We start from the raw sequence: 14,599 nt of genomic DNA on the forward strand, positions 1-14,599 counted from the left end.
AGTTATAATTGACAATGAATTCGACTGTCAGGCAGCGTAATGGTAGCAGTTTAAAACTGTATCAAATTGAAAATTTGGTCGTTTTGAATGATTAGCGGATCTAAATTCTCTGTGCAGTTGATTCTGAATTCTGAATTCTGAATTCTGCATTCTAAATTCTCCATTCTTCTTTCAATCAACGCACTTGGGTTTGATAAGTCGCCTTGACTGCCGTCTTTGCTGGAACTGACGAAATCTGTAAACGGATGTGGGTGTAAGCAATGGCTGGCGCTGGTTTAGTTTCCACTTTGCCGTTAGGAACAGTAACTTTAACGGTGGGATTTTCGACGAAGCTACGCCCACCATCAATGCTATAAGTGATTTTTCCATTATTAGTTATATTTGCAGATTTAAGTACGTAGACCATTCCTCTAGGAATGGGTTGATTCAGAGTCAAATTTTTCACTGGGCGATCGCTCTGATTTTCGCCACTCAAGGTATACCTCAATACATCACCTGGTCGCACCACAGCTTGACCTTTCAAAGGTTCCCATTTCTGGGTTTGTTTACCTTGCCGATCTTCAGCCACCACTAGCTTTTCGGCTTCTAAACGCAATTGAATTTGCGCTTGAGTTTTGATATTTTGAGCGTAGGCACTTCCTGAATGCCAAATATTTGCAACTCCCGGAAATTGACCCAAAAATGGAGATATAGCTATTAGCGCGATCGCACTGAAACCTGTAAGAAAAACACGCCTCATAATATAAATAACCTCAAAAAACTTCCAGAATCTTGATTGTTGACTTATCTTTCCCTGCTTGTACTCAAAAATAGTCACTCTCCCGTCTTTGGAAGGAAAGTAGGGTTTAGGGGTGAAGTCAAGAAGAGGCGGAGGGGTAGAGGGGATAGACAGCAGAGGGGCAGAGGAGAATAATTAATACCAGTGCCCAATGCCTAATGCCCCATGCCCACTGCCAACGAATTAGTTAACTCTGCGTTGGAAAGTAAATGTTCTTTCAATGCCCGGTGCGATAACGCCAGTTACAGTATCCACATACTTAGTAACATCAGTATTTACCGTAGTTCCGGTTTGGTCGATACCAGAGCTAGTAGCTGGATTACCGCTGAAGAATTGAATGGTTGCGCTTCCAGAATCTTTAGCTGAACCAACAATATTGCTAGTATCAATTTGACCGCTGGCATCGTTGTCTTTCGCCCAGTTGTTGGGGCTTTGCGTACCATCTTCAATAATCACAACTTTGTCAGCATTCAAAATCACGTTACCAGTTCCAGATTGAGGTTCAGAAATATTGCTGTACCGAATTTGGTACTCAATAATGTTTCCTGGTGCAGGCTTTTTCGGGTCAGTACTGAAGGTACCATCATTTCCTTGGACTACAGGCCCGGTTCCTTGTAGGACTCGTGAGAGTTTCAGCAGTTTCAAGTAGCCAGTGTAGACGCGATCGATAGTAATGTTGGATGAATCAAAGGTATTATCGTTTCCAGTATCCTTGATTCCGTCACCGTTACTATCCGTCGTGTAGTTGTCAATAGAAGTAATGATGGGTACTGGGAAGCCTTTATTAATATCAGTGGATAACTGCGTACCTGGAGGTAAATCAACTTCTACACCATAGTTAAGAGTTGTATTAGGAGCAAAATTAGGGATTGTTATTGGTGTACCAGATGATAATGTAAACGCTCCATTGTTGTAGGTATAGACAGCAGACTGGCTATTATAGGTAATAGTCACCTTCGTATTATTCGGTAAATCTCCTGGAACTGTCGGTGGTGTTGGTTCTATCTTCAAAACGCCTGGGTCAGTACCACTGTTCTTAACTGTGTTGGTGAAGCCGACTGACTGAGGATCGAGTGTACTACCAGGTGCCGTACCAGCAGGAACCAGAGAGGATTTGTTGGTGAAGTCATCGTTGGTTCCACCCGATGGCCCAGTCGCATCCGGCGCATTCTGCGGCCCGTTGAGTATCGCGGAGGTCACAGGTGTTTGCAGCGTGAAGACGTTCGCTTCACCTCCTGGCGTACCATCACCACTGTTGTTGTTGCCTGTGTCAGTTCCAGTTTCCGGAGTTGTTGGAGTATTAATATAGCCATCATCAACGCTGGCGGGCGGTAGAGTATCCGGAACACCATCGCCATTGGAATCTGTACCCGCAGGAGGGGTCATATTGCCTGGCGGCCCATTATAGTTGCTGGGATTTTGGTCGCCGGATTCGTCGTATACTGGAAAGTTACTGCCGGGTGTTTGACCAAATAATTGGGCGATGTTAGCGACGGTTAAGGGTGAAGTTGCAGTTGATTCAACGGCTAGCTGAATCGAGAAGCCATTCACCGTTGTACCGGGAGCGATGGAAGTAATGGTTGCTGGATTATTGATAAAACCAACGCGAGTCACTGAAGCTAGAGACGGTGGTGCTGTCGTAGTCCAACTAGCAGCATTAGCATTAGTTGTAACTGGGGTAGTTGTATAAACAGTTTGCCAACCAGGAGGCGGAGTTGGCGCTGCTGCCAAATCTGTACCCGCAGGAATGGCATCAGAAACTAAGATATAAGTACCAGCTACACCATTAACATTGATGCTTGTGCCCGTCAAAGGTGCTGGTGTAATCCCCTGTCCTGTGGGATCGTTGGACTCAACTCGCAAACTCAAATCATAAGTCAACTTGTCATCTGTAATTGCAGTTGTGCCAGCATTGTTATAGCCGCTGCGAATCTTGAGAACGGTGGCTAAAGTGTAGGTTTTCACCGTTAAACCGACCTGAATTTGCTGGGTGGCGCTAGCTTCCCGCGTACCGTTAACTGGTACGCCAGGTACCTCATTAGGACTGCCATCGGGATTATCTACGGTATAAACGTCACCACCATCAGGACTCCGCAGTTGATTTTGAGCATTACCAGGAGTATTACCAAGGGTAACGGTAATTACGTCATTAGTTTGAGCGCCAGCCTGTACGGTAACTGGGACGCGCACCAATACCGTACCACCAGGCGAAACCGAGGGCGTGAATACCTCAGCACTAGTGATATTTTGCCAGGTTTGACCGCCGTCAGTACTGTATTGGAGGCTATTAGGTGTACCACCATTTGGTAATGTTCCAGAAACTGTACCCGGCCCGGTTGTTGTAGCTAAGTTAGGAATCCGGAATTGGGTGGGGTCGTTACCTACGTTTGTCAGGGTGTAGGTGTAGATAAGTAAGTCACCAACCTGGACTGTTGTATTGGTAGGACTAGAAGTGGCATCTGTGACACCAGACGCACTGACCGTGATACCAGCAACTTCCGCTACGGTGACAACTACAGTGTTGGAAGTGGCGTTGATTGTTGTCCCTGGACTGTTGGGATCTTCGTAGGTTGCTGTGGCTGTGTTACTGATAGATGTACCCGCTGTAGTTCCGTCAGCTAATACAGGTGCAAGAAATTGGAAAAGGCTACCAGTTAATAATGCTGTTGCTATTAAGGATTGATAGCAGTAACGCTGCTTGTTTACAAATTTATTTTGTTTTACCATAGGTTTTGTTTGTTTGTTTGCTGAACTTGTGTCCTGAGTTTTCAAGAGGATAAAGTTCGGCAATTTTTTAAAGAATTACCGATGATATTTGCCTAAAACTTTAATGTTTTGAGAATGCAGACTTGAGGAGTTAAAGCAAAATCGCTGAATTCTCCGAATCAGAATTCAGGAGTAAAACACGCTTAACACCTGGTTTTGAAACTTAGTTTGTATATTTCAAGCTTCTTGAATCCTGTCAGTTATTGACGCTCCTCACCAAGTATGTTGAAGCAATACTTTCAAATAATTCGCCGATCTGAATTTGCGATCGCCTTTGATAATCAAGGCTAATAATCACAAGTATGGGGAACTTACTGTTGCGTACTGCTGAATTGTTTATGCAAGTAGAAATGTAACTTTTGCTGCAAAAAAAGTCCACCGTAGAAATAAGTAACTTCTCTAGCGGTGAATGAATGTATCAAAGATTAAAATTCAACTTTATTTTTGTAATATCAACAGCAAGTTAAATCTTGAATCCAACAGAAAAAATACTAAAGCCTATACCAGAAAATACTTTTGGCTCTTTGCTGTTATATATTTTCTCTATCCTAAAAAGTCATTTAAATCATTTTAGTCAGCAATTTAGAGCGGCGATCGTTCAGATAAATGCATATTAATCATACACAACATGCAATTTAATCATAACTACCAACAGTATTAAGACTGAATATCTCAAACTCAGATCTGAATTTGTAACTAGAAATAAGTAAGTGTAAATACTAAATACAAGAATTCATTGGTCTTAAAATTTTACAAAAATTATTACTCTGACTACTAAGCATACCCGACTATTTTTGTCGGGTATGTTTGACTGGTATTTTTACTCGTGTTACCATCAGGCGACAGTTGATGGACAGACAGGGAAAGCTAGTTTATGACTCAGGCAATCACAACCCAATCCCAAGTCAGTAATGCCACATTTTTCAAAGCCTTGAAATGTAAGGAATGTGGTGCGGAATATGAACCCAAAGCCAGCAATGTTTGTGAGGTGTGCTTTGGGCCTTTGGAAGTCAAGTATGACTACAGCGCCCTGCGTCAGACCGTCACTCGCGAAACAATTAAAGCTGGCCCTAATTCAATTTGGCGCTACCGTCCGTTTTTACCTGTCGCAACTGATAACGTTATAGATGTGGGAACCGGTATGACTCCCTTGGTTCGTTCCCACCGTCTTGCCCGCCGCCTGGGTCTAAACAAGCTTTATATTAAAAATGATGCCGTGAATATGCCCACCCTTAGCTTTAAGGATCGGGTGGTGTCAGTTGCCCTCACCAGAGCAAGAGAGTTGGGCTTTTCCACTGTTTCCTGCGCCAGCACTGGTAACTTGGCAAATTCTACAGCCGCGATCGCCGCTCACGCCGGTTTAGATTGCTGTGTGTTCATCCCCGCAGATTTGGAAGCTGGTAAAATTCTCGGCAGTCTGATTTATAGCCCCACCCTCATGGCTGTAAAAGGCAACTACGATCAAGTCAATCGTCTGTGTTCGGAAGTTGCTAATACACATGGCTGGGGATTTGTCAATATTAATTTGCGTCCTTACTACTCTGAAGGTTCCAAAACCTTGGGCTTTGAAGTTGCAGAACAACTAGGTTGGGAATTACCCGACCATATTGTCGCTCCTTTAGCTTCTGGTTCGCTGTTTACCAAAATTTATAAGGGTTTCCAAGAATTTGTCGAAGTTGGTTTGGTAGAAGGTAAGAAAGTCCGTTTCAGCGGCGCTCAAGCTGAAGGTTGTTCGCCCATCGCCCAAGCATTTAAAGAAGGGAGCGACTTTATTAAACCAGTGAAACCGAATACAATTGCCAAATCAATTGCGATCGGTAACCCAGCAGACGGCATTTATGCTGTGGATATAGCTCAGAAGACTGGTGGTAACATTGAATCAGTCAATGATGCAGAAATTATTGACGGCATCAAGTTGCTGGCAGAAACCGAAGGTATCTTCACAGAAACAGCGGGTGGTACAACCGTAGCTGTGCTGAAAAAATTGGTAGAAGCTGGCAAGATCGATCCAGATGAAACTACCGTAGTTTACATCACTGGCAATGGTCTGAAAACCCAAGAAGCAGTACAAGGCTACATTGGTGAACCTTTGACTATTGATGCCAAGCTCGATAGTTTTGAACGTGCCCTAGAGCGATCGCGTACTTTGGATCGCTTGGAATGGCAACAAGTTCTCGTTTAATTATTTGTCATTAGTCGTTAGTCATTAGTCATTGGTTAAAACCAAGGACAATGAACAATGGATGAAGGACAAATCTTTACTTTTCACTTCTAACTTTCTACTTTTATGGCCGTAACAGTCTTAGTTCCTACAGCTCTTCAACAATTTACAAATAACCAAGCTACGGTAGAATCCAGTGGCAATACCATTGCTGAACTTGTGGATTCATTAGAACAAAGTTTTCCTGGCTTCAAATCACGATTATGCGATGAAGAAGGAAAGCTACGGCGGTTTGTGAATTTTTACCTCAATGATGAAGATATTCGTTTTTTAAAAGGTGCAGATACACGCCTCAATGATGGTGATGAAGTCAGTATAGTCCCTGCCGTTGCTGGTGGTTAATCCTGAAAATATACTAGAGTTCAAAGTTGCTGAACTATCCTATCAACCCGAATGTAGAGACGTTGCGTTGCAACGTCTTTACAGTGATTTTGATATCAAGCAGAATCGTTTTGATAGATGAAATCAGCAATACCAGAGTTTAAAAGAGGTTTTTGTCTAAGTTTTAAACTAAGCAGATGTAGTCTTGTCGTGATTGACAGGCTTATTTTTTTGTTTGGCTAATTGCAAATTGTTTTGACTGAGGCTTGATGCTCAATTTGGTTACATCTTAGCCGTGATTGCAAGGCATCAATCTTTTGTAAAAGCGACATTCCCCAGAGGATAGAAATCGCTAACTTGATGGTCATACCGAGAAGCAAAAGTGCTACGATTCGGGAAGATCTTCTTTGTTGAGCCAGCCTTTTTTGTTCTTCTGCAAGTCGCGCTTCCACTTCTTTGGCACGTTCGGCTTCCAATGCTTGCTGCACTTCTCGCCTGTCTAATTCTTCGCTAGCAGCTAAAAATCGATAATCTAAGTTGCTTAAGCTTTTGCCATTTGTCCAAGTTTGGGCATCAATTAAGGCTTGACCGCGCAAGAGGCGAGATTCATCTTGTTGCTTAGAGGCTACCCATGCATTGAAATTTTCGTAGTAAGGGCGCAAGTTAGCTAATTTTTTGCCAACCCACTCTAGATTAAAAACTTCTTCATAAATGCGGTTTTTGATTTGCAGAAAACCTTGCTTTTTAATTACCAAACCGGATAGCAACAGTTCTACTTGTTCTCGGCTATCGTCAACGGGTACTTTAATTCCTTGGAGTATTTGCTGATAAATTCCCAGCAATCTGGCAGCGAATTCTTCGTTTCTCAGAATGCGATCGCGAATTGTCTTGAGATGCTCTGGTTCATCTTGGGATTCCCATTTTTCAATAATATGCGATCGCACTACATTTTCTATCCAAAATTCTTCTGTTCCTGGAGGAATTTTGAGCTTTCTACCCAGGTCGTCTTGAGATAAATTTACAACCAGCCGACACAGCTTTTGGGTCAAAAATGGTTGCCCTTGTGTCCAGGACAACATTTCTTGTAAAACTTTTTGGGCATGATTGCCTTGAATATTCAGCCCCAAAGCTAATGGTTGAGCTTCTTCAAATGTGAAACCATTTACTTCTATAGCTTTGCCAATATTAAATGGGGTAGTATGATTTCGATATAAAATTAAGTCTGAAGGTGTAGCAACGCCGAAAATAGCGAAGGTAATCCGATTATACTCTGGATTGATTGCTCGTTGGTTGTAGCAAAACCTAATCAAGCTAAAAAAGTCATCAACTGAAAAATCTAAGTTCAGAATACTATCAATTTCATCAATAAAAATAAACAGTCTTTCGTTAGGAAACTGAGCTAAGAGTACTTCCGAAATAAAATGGCTAAGTTTTTGAACCAAAGAAATATCTTTTTTTTCTTGCCACCAAGTTTTTAGATTAAGTTTTCCTAATAGCTGAAAACCTAACCATAAATCGCCTGCTACTCCTTTGTACCACTGTTCGGGAGTGATATTGTCACAACCAATATTGGTCATATCAACGGTGGCACATCGAAAACCTTCTTGTTGTAAGCGATGTTTGGTTTTGACCATTAATGAGGATTTTCCCATTTGCCTACAGCTGAGAATATAGCAAAATTCACCTTGTTTCAAAGCATGGTAGAGTTCTATATCTGCCTTGCGCTCAACATAGCTAGGAGAATCACTGGTGAGGGTACCACCAACTTGGTATCGATAATTGTTCATTTGATTTTAAACTTTAAATATGTTTTATTTCTTAATCAAAGAAGTTCTCGAAGAAGAATAAATATTTTAATTATTTACCTCCCAAGGTTTCATATACAAGCATTAACATCCTGAGCGTGCAAACTGTTGACTAAAATAAAGACGATATAATTCACACATGACACAAGCTTGATTGCCATTTAGTAGCACTAAACCCATGCTTTCCAGTTTATAAGCAGCGATCGCATCTAATTCTACTTTCTCATTGCTGGCTATTACCTGTTGCATCGCAGACATTAATTCTGGTTCTTTTTGTAGCAAGTTTAACAATTCTCGCAAATGCTGGGTGTAAATTCCCATCGGTGTCGATGCTGTTTCTAATAATATTTCTAAGGTCATTTTTTCCCCAGATAAATGATATAGTGCAAGGCTTACCAAATAAGGATGTCCCCCCACCATTGCTTGTAGAGGTTCGAGGCGTTTCGACCCTTGGGAATCTCGCGCCCACTCTAACCCGTAACGCAATGCTAAATCCTGCACCTGGTTCTTGGTAAATGGTGGCAGAGTTATTGTAATTCCTACATTAAAAGGCGATTGGTTGAGCTTTAGAGGAACATAAATTTCTGTGGTGTGAACTACCACCATTCGGAGTTTTTGCCATGTTTGGTCTTGCTTTGCTTGTTCGTGCCAAAATCGCAGCATCGGCAAAAAGTCTTGGGCAATCTTTGGATGTTCAAAAACTTGTTGAACTTCATTCAAAGCTAAAACCACAGGTTTTTCAGCAATGTATTGTAATATATATGCTTCAAAATAAATTTTGCAGCTGACTTTGCTGCCCATGTCTGTATCCCAAAAATCATCCAGACACGGCAGGAGGTTTAATTGCCTGCTGGCATAGATACAAAACCAACGTAAAAATTTATCCAAGGAAGAAAAAACTTCTTGGTCGGCTTCTTGAAAGTCTAAGTAGACAATTTGATAATCCCGTTCTTTAGCATAAGCAATCATTCGGTTGAGTAAGGAACTTTTTCCCATTTTCTTGGGTGCTTTAACTCTAATTAAGCAACCAGGGTGTAATATCTCCTGACAAATAAGTTCCTCTAATGGAGGGCGATTAATGTATAAAGGAGAATCAAGTGGTACGGGGCCGCTAGGATAATCTATTTCGTTAGCTGAGAACGCGTCGGAAAAAACCATTTCTAAGCTACATTGTCTTTTGAAGTTTTGTTCTATTTGATTTCCCTGATGACTAGTCTTAGCTTGCAAAAGGTTGTCCGATGTCGGTACTGAGGCGATTAATCGCGTCTGTACGGAGTGGGAAAGGAAACTTTTTTCATTGTTGGTTGTAGATTTTCCCGATGAGGGACTCTCTTGTAAATATTTCTTTAAGACTACATGCAAATTTTTTTTTGTTACTCTTTTTCCAAGGGCTACAGAAAGATCTTGCCATAACTGAGAGCCAATTTCTTTAATGTAGTGGTTGCCGTAGCCTGATGTCTTTGACATCTCATCGTAAGTTTTGCCCAACCAAGATTGATACAGCACAAACGATTGAATAGAAGCAAGAGGCTTGTCTTTCAGAATTCTTTCTACAGCTTGCAGAAGCTCTTCCACGGGTATTAAGAATTTTAAATCTATTATGTAAATGTACTACATTTTATTTACCAATATCATATTAACGAATAAATACTTGAAGAAAACTTTAAAAAATTTTTGTTAGAAGTAGGCACACTTGTAGCCTACCACCTGCTAGGAATGAAATTAACACTTTTTTACTCAATGAAACAGTGCTGTTAGCTTTCTTATTTACCAGAGGCTGCGCCAACGGGGCGTTGAGCCATTGCTGCTTTTCTTGATGCTTAATACCAATTTATTTTACGCTGCTAAATTATAAAAAGTATGTTTTAGTAAGAAAAGTATGTTTTAGTAAGAAAAGTATGTTTTAGAAAGTGACTAAAGATTTTTTACATTTGACAAATTGAGGTCGAAAAAGTAAAAAATTTCACCTTTTCATTGTAATTATTTTTTTCAGTGAGAAAGTGTGTTATTCAATGACTTCACGAATTACATACTGCATTCTTACTTAATATAAGGAGTCAAAATATGGCATAACCGCAGTGAGTGTTTGCAAGCGGTAAAATGCTAACAAATGGCCGATGAAGATTTACGAACATCGGACAAAGACGCTTGAAAATAGGGTTTTGCGAAGTTATTTTGCGAATGTACAACCATTCCGGCTAGGGGTGGGTTGAAAGCAGAGGCAATACCCTATACCTGAATCATTGAAAAATGAGTTTCAACCACCATTCCGGCTAGGGGTGGGTTGAAAGGATGGAGAGCCTTGCTTGTGGTATCAATACGATATCGAGTTTCAACCACCATTCCGGCTAGGGGTGGGTTGAAAGAACGAATTTTAACGATTCAAAAGCTAGCATCCATTTCAGTTTCAACCACCATTCCGGCTAGGGATGAGTTGAAAGTATTTATCCTGCATGAAAAGACAGGAATAAGCTCGTTTCAAGAATCATCCTCAATATAGATGCGTTAAAAAGGCACTGTTATTTTATTTGTCTTTGCGTCACGCAAATTTTTTCAGAGGGGAGAGGGTTGAAAGGTGCATCCGACTTGTAAGCCTATGAGATTCTACAAGCGTAGAAAGAGAAATAAAAATTATTTACTCTGATGATTAATATGGAAGAATTGGGCTATGCAAACGTAGTTATTAAATTGTTAAAGTAACATTTTAGTCTTAAACTTAAATCTAAATAATACGACGATATCCAACTATGAACAAAACGACATTAATTTGCAAAAAATCTTATCAATAAATTTTGAGTCTAAAAACAATCAAAGCGACAACAATTTGCGAAAAACGACATTAATTTGCGAATAGCGACAAATAATTTGCGAATGTACATGTACAAAAGCCAGCAGTCGGATTTGAACCGACGACCTTCCGATTACAAGTCGGATAGGTTAGAAGGCAGAAAGCAGATAACAAAAGGCTTTTGATAAGGTTTGAAAATTAGCGCACTAATTTTGAGCTAATTGAGTTTATGAAAAGTTTTTCAGGTAGTGCTGTCGAGTTGGGACTGGATAGAAGCGATCGCTTCTGCCAAAACATCTATCTTCCTTCTAAGTGATGCTATCTCGCCGCGACAAGATGCATCGACATTACCGATACGGCGCCGAATCTCGTTCATCTGCCCTGTAGAAAGCGTAGGGTTTGGCGGTGGAGAGGGTGCTGAAGCCTCTACATACTTTTTGAGTGCGTTTATTGCGTACTCTTCCACCGAGATGCCTTCACCGTCAGCTTTGAGACGAATGAGGGTCAACAAGTCGGATTCGTCATCGGTTTTGAATTTGATGCGAATTTCGTTTTGGTGCATTAGTCTGTAAGCTATTCGTCAGCAGGATGATTAGAGCATTTAAGCCTTAAAAATTCCTCGTTTTCTTCTTTAGCCCATCGTCTATCCATAAAGTCAAATTTATCGCATTGACTGGGGCGATCGTAGACTGGGGGCGGATAAAAATCTTTGGCAGTATCAATCAATTCTTGATAACTGAATTGGCACTCCAAGTCTAGTTCGCGCCTTTCTGGAGGTAATTCGAGGCACGCGGAAATTGCCAGATCGATGTATTCTTGCTGTTCGGTTGTTAGCCGAAGAACGTTGTCGTGCTGGGGTTTTCTGTTGGCGATTACGATCTGCCCAGAAAGGGAAATAGCAAGTATTGATTCAATTATCACAAGTTGACTCCAAATTTCTTTTCTAATAAGTCGAGGCGATCGCTTTTTCGCAGCATCACCAAAATTGCTTGCTGCATCTGGGCTGCTTTATCGCCCGTCAAGCCCAAATCGTTGGCGATGAAATCTGTAAAAGTTGGCTGCTGCGATAAACTCAACTTTTGCAGCATCAACTCGGTTTGAGAGGTGGGTTTTTGCCGATCGATGAAACTGCGAGAGTCGCGATCGAATCCTGAATAATTTTCCATTCGTGGCATGGGTAGCCACTCATTTATGGCGCCGTGGTAAAGGGCGCGTCCTACAGGGCTACGCTTGGCTATTTCTTTGATTGCCTCTGAAGATGGCTTTTTATCTTTGGGTAGGAGTTCAAGGTTAATAACTGATTCGTAAGCGCTCATTTGTTCGGGGTTGATGATGACGTAGGGATTGAGTTGGCTCCGCATCCCCCCGCTGATACCTAAATCAGTGGTGTCGCCGTTCTGGACTGCCATCCAGAAATTTCTGCCATCGCCATCGCCCAAACTTACAAAGTGAGCAATTTTGTTTTTCAGCCAAGCCATTGCCCCTCTAGTGGATTTGAACGAGGAGGCAACAGCTGTTCCTTCGTCAAGAAAAAGCAAGCATTCCCCTGGAACTTTCATGTACAAATCAAAGCATTTCTTGACCCACGCGACAACCTCATGGGGTTCCATCTCAAGAATTTTTGCCCTTTCTAGATAATCAGCGCGTTCCTCCCAGTAGCCCGATTCCTCGGCTTTGCCTTTGGGATCGATGACGAAAATCTTGCGGTTAGGGTGGTATTTTCGCACTGCTTCTAGGGCATTGCTAATCACGATCCCTTTCCCTGCCCCTTGGATGCCTACTATCAGCTGATTCCTGATGTTTTTGCCTACCATCTCTCCCATGACATCGAATTCCTGGCGGTTAGGGGGAGCGTAGTAGGAAGTTTGGGTTTGAATAATGGGGGAGTGGGGAGATGGGGAGACTGGGGAGATGGGGGAGTGGGGAGATGGGGAGACTGGGGAGACTGGGGAGACGGGGAGATGGGGAGATGGGGAGACTGGAGGTAGGAGAACTTGAGTATTTTGAACGGGCGAAAAAGTTTTCTTTCCCCAGGTCTCCCAATAGTCTTGAGCGTCGTGACTCAATTTATAGCCGCGCTCAATTGCCCAGTGAATCTGCCGATTCACTTCCGCGTCCCCTACTTGATGGCGGAAGTCACGAAAATTATCTCCTTCAAGAACGTGAGCCACGCAGCCATAGTTGTTTATGGCAGTTTCATTGCGGTTGATGCCTTGAGTTTTTTGCCAGGCCGCGTAAAATCCCCACGCTGCAATAAATAAGCCAGTAGGGGGGAAGCCTGTGGCAGATGCAGCAAACAGTCCCGCAATTATCCCACCAATAATTAAATATTGTGAATTGTCGTTATCAATAGAGCTGGCAGCTAGAGCTTGCCACTCCTGGGGAGTTAATTGGCGTGAGTTGGGGTTAAACGCGGACATTATCTTTGATGCCGAATCAATTATGTAGCTTTGGGTTGGGGCTGTTGACAGTGTTTCAGGAATAAGGGCAAGAGCAGAGTTATCAAGCCCACTATCATCAGCAAAAAAGGGGTAATTTTTGAAATTGGGGTGCTTTGCTTTTGCAATTTATCCATCTCCTTGCATACTTCCTTGAGTAGGCTGCTGCTAAATTCAAACCACTCACCATATTTACGAAGCCCTGCAAACTGGTGATGTAAAGTTAATTCAACCGTGTAAGCATCTTCAACCAAAATTGTTTTTGTGGCTGTTAATGGGTAAGGAATTTGCCCTCTATTAATCTCCGCTAGTCGTTCGGAGAATGGCCTATTGGTATAGCCAATTTTGTAGCGGTTGGTTCCCTTGGCATTGATGAGATAAACTGTGCCTTTTTTAGTCATTACCTACCAATTCCTGTCCACAACTTTGACTTCAATAACTTGTGAATCGGGTTCAGCTTCAGCCAACTTATTCATGATTCTTCCGATACTTTGAACTATTTCCTTATCCGATTTTTCTTTGGTATGGCTACTCCAACTGAAATCTCGCGTGTCTGTTTTGACTCTGAATAATGCCATTTTTGTTACCTCGAATGTGCCGCTTTCATGAAATATGTGATTTGCCCCAGCCAGAAGATGAACCGAACAATTGCCTCAACTGCAAACAAAGTAACAATCAGTATGGCAATATTCGCCAAATCTAATCGCCCCAACTGCCCCGACATGATGATGAACATTAATTGACCAAAGCCCCCATCGCAAGGGGGATAGACTAGGGAGCAAAATAAAAAATCGATGGCGTAAACCCCAATCGATAAATTACGGGCGCTGGTCATTGCCAGGGTGGGGAAGTGGTTATACCACCGCTTTAAGGCGGCCAGTGCTGGGTCGTCGTTTTCGCGGATTTGGAATTTATCGGCAGATTGGGCATTGCTGATTAAAGTCCGTATGAAAGCGCGATCGCGCTTCAAGATAATCGGAAAAACCTCGATAGTTTGCACGACTATCCAAATCACCAAGCCCACCAACCAGTGCAATGCAGTACCGATTGTGGCAGCAATGCCGTTAATGATAGGTATGGAATAAATCAATTTGATTAGGGCGTTATCGCCTCCAGATTTGGCAATTAAAAGTTTCACAGCTTGGGCGTAAGGGCCAATATTTAAATAGGCAAACCAAATGCCACAAATTACCGCCGCCCAGTACAAAAGCTTGATGTAGGTGCGAGTGCCTTGAGCTTTATTGCTTTGTTCCATGTGATTTTTTGGGTGGTTCGTTTTGGGCTAAAAGCTTGCCAAAATCATAGATGGTGAGTGAGTCGCTGTCTTGGCGGTTCCCGTCGATAGCGAACTCACGAACCCGAAGGGTTACGCTTGGCTGCGGTTGGGGTTCATCTGTAGGGGGCGGCTCTACTTCAAGTTGTGGAGAGCCTAGACCAATTGCCTCTTTGAGAAACTGTTCCATCACACTTCGGCTCTGCTCA

General features: G+C 42.2%; 13 protein-coding genes. 2 read left to right on the forward strand and 11 right to left on the reverse strand.

Annotated elements, in window-relative coordinates; translation table 11 throughout:
• Positions 1-175 precede the first annotated feature (175 nt).
• Positions 176-739 (reverse strand): hypothetical protein, encoded by a 564-nt coding sequence (locus tag NSTC745_RS31305; RefSeq protein WP_445634486.1) that lies wholly within the window; start codon positions 737-739, stop codon positions 176-178.
• 222 nt (positions 740-961) lie between these two features.
• The gene (locus NSTC745_RS31310; RefSeq protein ID WP_445634487.1) at positions 962-3,505 is read right to left on the reverse strand and encodes a beta strand repeat-containing protein; all 2,544 of its coding nucleotides are present in this window, start codon (positions 3,503-3,505) and stop codon (positions 962-964) included.
• 913 nt (positions 3,506-4,418) lie between these two features.
• Between NSTC745_RS31310 and thrC the strand changes: the two genes are divergently transcribed.
• Positions 4,419-5,726, forward strand: a complete 1,308-nt coding sequence (thrC, locus tag NSTC745_RS31315) for a threonine synthase (RefSeq protein WP_445634488.1) — start codon at positions 4,419-4,421, stop codon at positions 5,724-5,726.
• 105 nt (positions 5,727-5,831) lie between these two features.
• Positions 5,832-6,107 (forward strand): MoaD/ThiS family protein, encoded by a 276-nt coding sequence (locus NSTC745_RS31320; RefSeq protein WP_190954505.1) that lies wholly within the window; start codon positions 5,832-5,834, stop codon positions 6,105-6,107.
• A 218-nt stretch (positions 6,108-6,325) separates the two neighbouring features.
• Here the strand turns inward: NSTC745_RS31320 and NSTC745_RS31325 are convergent, their stop codons facing one another.
• The 9 genes from NSTC745_RS31325 to NSTC745_RS31365 all read right to left on the reverse strand — a co-directional run bounded on the left by NSTC745_RS31325 (position 6,326) and on the right by NSTC745_RS31365 (position 14,583).
• Complete coding sequence (locus tag NSTC745_RS31325; RefSeq protein WP_445634489.1) at positions 6,326-7,873, reverse strand: AAA-like domain-containing protein; 1,548 nt, start codon at positions 7,871-7,873, stop codon at positions 6,326-6,328.
• 102 nt (positions 7,874-7,975) lie between these two features.
• On the reverse strand, positions 7,976-9,472 hold the full coding sequence (locus tag NSTC745_RS31330; RefSeq protein ID WP_445638729.1) for an AAA-like domain-containing protein: 1,497 nt from the start codon (positions 9,470-9,472) through the stop codon (positions 7,976-7,978).
• A 1,448-nt stretch (positions 9,473-10,920) separates the two neighbouring features.
• Positions 10,921-11,241, reverse strand: a complete 321-nt coding sequence (locus NSTC745_RS31335) for a hypothetical protein (protein WP_445634490.1) — start codon at positions 11,239-11,241, stop codon at positions 10,921-10,923.
• 11 nt (positions 11,242-11,252) lie between these two features.
• Entirely contained in the window at positions 11,253-11,600 is a 348-nt protein-coding gene (locus tag NSTC745_RS31340) for a hypothetical protein (RefSeq protein ID WP_445634491.1), read from the reverse strand.
• Positions 11,597-13,099: a hypothetical protein gene (locus tag NSTC745_RS31345; RefSeq protein WP_445634492.1), complete on the reverse strand. Its 1,503-nt coding sequence runs from the start codon at positions 13,097-13,099 to the stop codon at positions 11,597-11,599. Before NSTC745_RS31345 ends, NSTC745_RS31340 begins: the two co-directional genes overlap by 4 nt.
• 20 nt (positions 13,100-13,119) lie before the next feature.
• Positions 13,120-13,518 (reverse strand): GIY-YIG nuclease family protein, encoded by a 399-nt coding sequence (locus tag NSTC745_RS31350; protein WP_445634493.1) that lies wholly within the window; start codon positions 13,516-13,518, stop codon positions 13,120-13,122.
• A gap of 3 nt (positions 13,519-13,521) precedes the next feature.
• Positions 13,522-13,695, reverse strand: a complete 174-nt coding sequence (locus NSTC745_RS31355; RefSeq protein ID WP_445634494.1) for a hypothetical protein — start codon at positions 13,693-13,695, stop codon at positions 13,522-13,524.
• 5 nt (positions 13,696-13,700) lie between these two features.
• Positions 13,701-14,372, reverse strand: a complete 672-nt coding sequence (locus NSTC745_RS31360) for a hypothetical protein (RefSeq protein ID WP_445634495.1) — start codon at positions 14,370-14,372, stop codon at positions 13,701-13,703.
• Positions 14,356-14,583, reverse strand: a complete 228-nt coding sequence (locus NSTC745_RS31365) for a hypothetical protein (protein WP_445634496.1) — start codon at positions 14,581-14,583, stop codon at positions 14,356-14,358. Before NSTC745_RS31365 ends, NSTC745_RS31360 begins: the two co-directional genes overlap by 17 nt.
• Between the last annotated feature and the right edge of the window lie 16 nt (positions 14,584-14,599).

It is taken from the genome of Nostoc sp. DSM 114161 (assembly GCF_052692665.1).

What these genes read in the sequence shown, in the direction of transcription:
- NSTC745_RS31310 (WP_445634487.1), bottom strand. Translation starts at nt 3,505, where the DNA reads ATGGTAAAACAAAATAAATTTGTAAACAAGCAGCGTTACTGCTATCAA.
- thrC (WP_445634488.1), top strand. Translation starts at nt 4,419, where the DNA reads ATGACTCAGGCAATCACAACCCAATCCCAAGTCAGTAATGCCACATTT.
- NSTC745_RS31320 (WP_190954505.1), top strand. Translation starts at nt 5,832, where the DNA reads ATGGCCGTAACAGTCTTAGTTCCTACAGCTCTTCAACAATTTACAAAT.
- NSTC745_RS31360 (WP_445634495.1), bottom strand. Translation starts at nt 14,372, where the DNA reads ATGGAACAAAGCAATAAAGCTCAAGGCACTCGCACCTACATCAAGCTT.
- NSTC745_RS31350 (WP_445634493.1), bottom strand. Translation starts at nt 13,518, where the DNA reads ATGACTAAAAAAGGCACAGTTTATCTCATCAATGCCAAGGGAACCAAC.
- NSTC745_RS31355 (WP_445634494.1), bottom strand. Translation starts at nt 13,695, where the DNA reads ATGGCATTATTCAGAGTCAAAACAGACACGCGAGATTTCAGTTGGAGT.
- NSTC745_RS31305 (WP_445634486.1), bottom strand. Translation starts at nt 739, where the DNA reads ATGAGGCGTGTTTTTCTTACAGGTTTCAGTGCGATCGCGCTAATAGCT.
- NSTC745_RS31325 (WP_445634489.1), bottom strand. Translation starts at nt 7,873, where the DNA reads ATGAACAATTATCGATACCAAGTTGGTGGTACCCTCACCAGTGATTCT.
- NSTC745_RS31335 (WP_445634490.1), bottom strand. Translation starts at nt 11,241, where the DNA reads ATGCACCAAAACGAAATTCGCATCAAATTCAAAACCGATGACGAATCC.
- NSTC745_RS31345 (WP_445634492.1), bottom strand. Translation starts at nt 13,099, where the DNA reads ATGTCCGCGTTTAACCCCAACTCACGCCAATTAACTCCCCAGGAGTGG.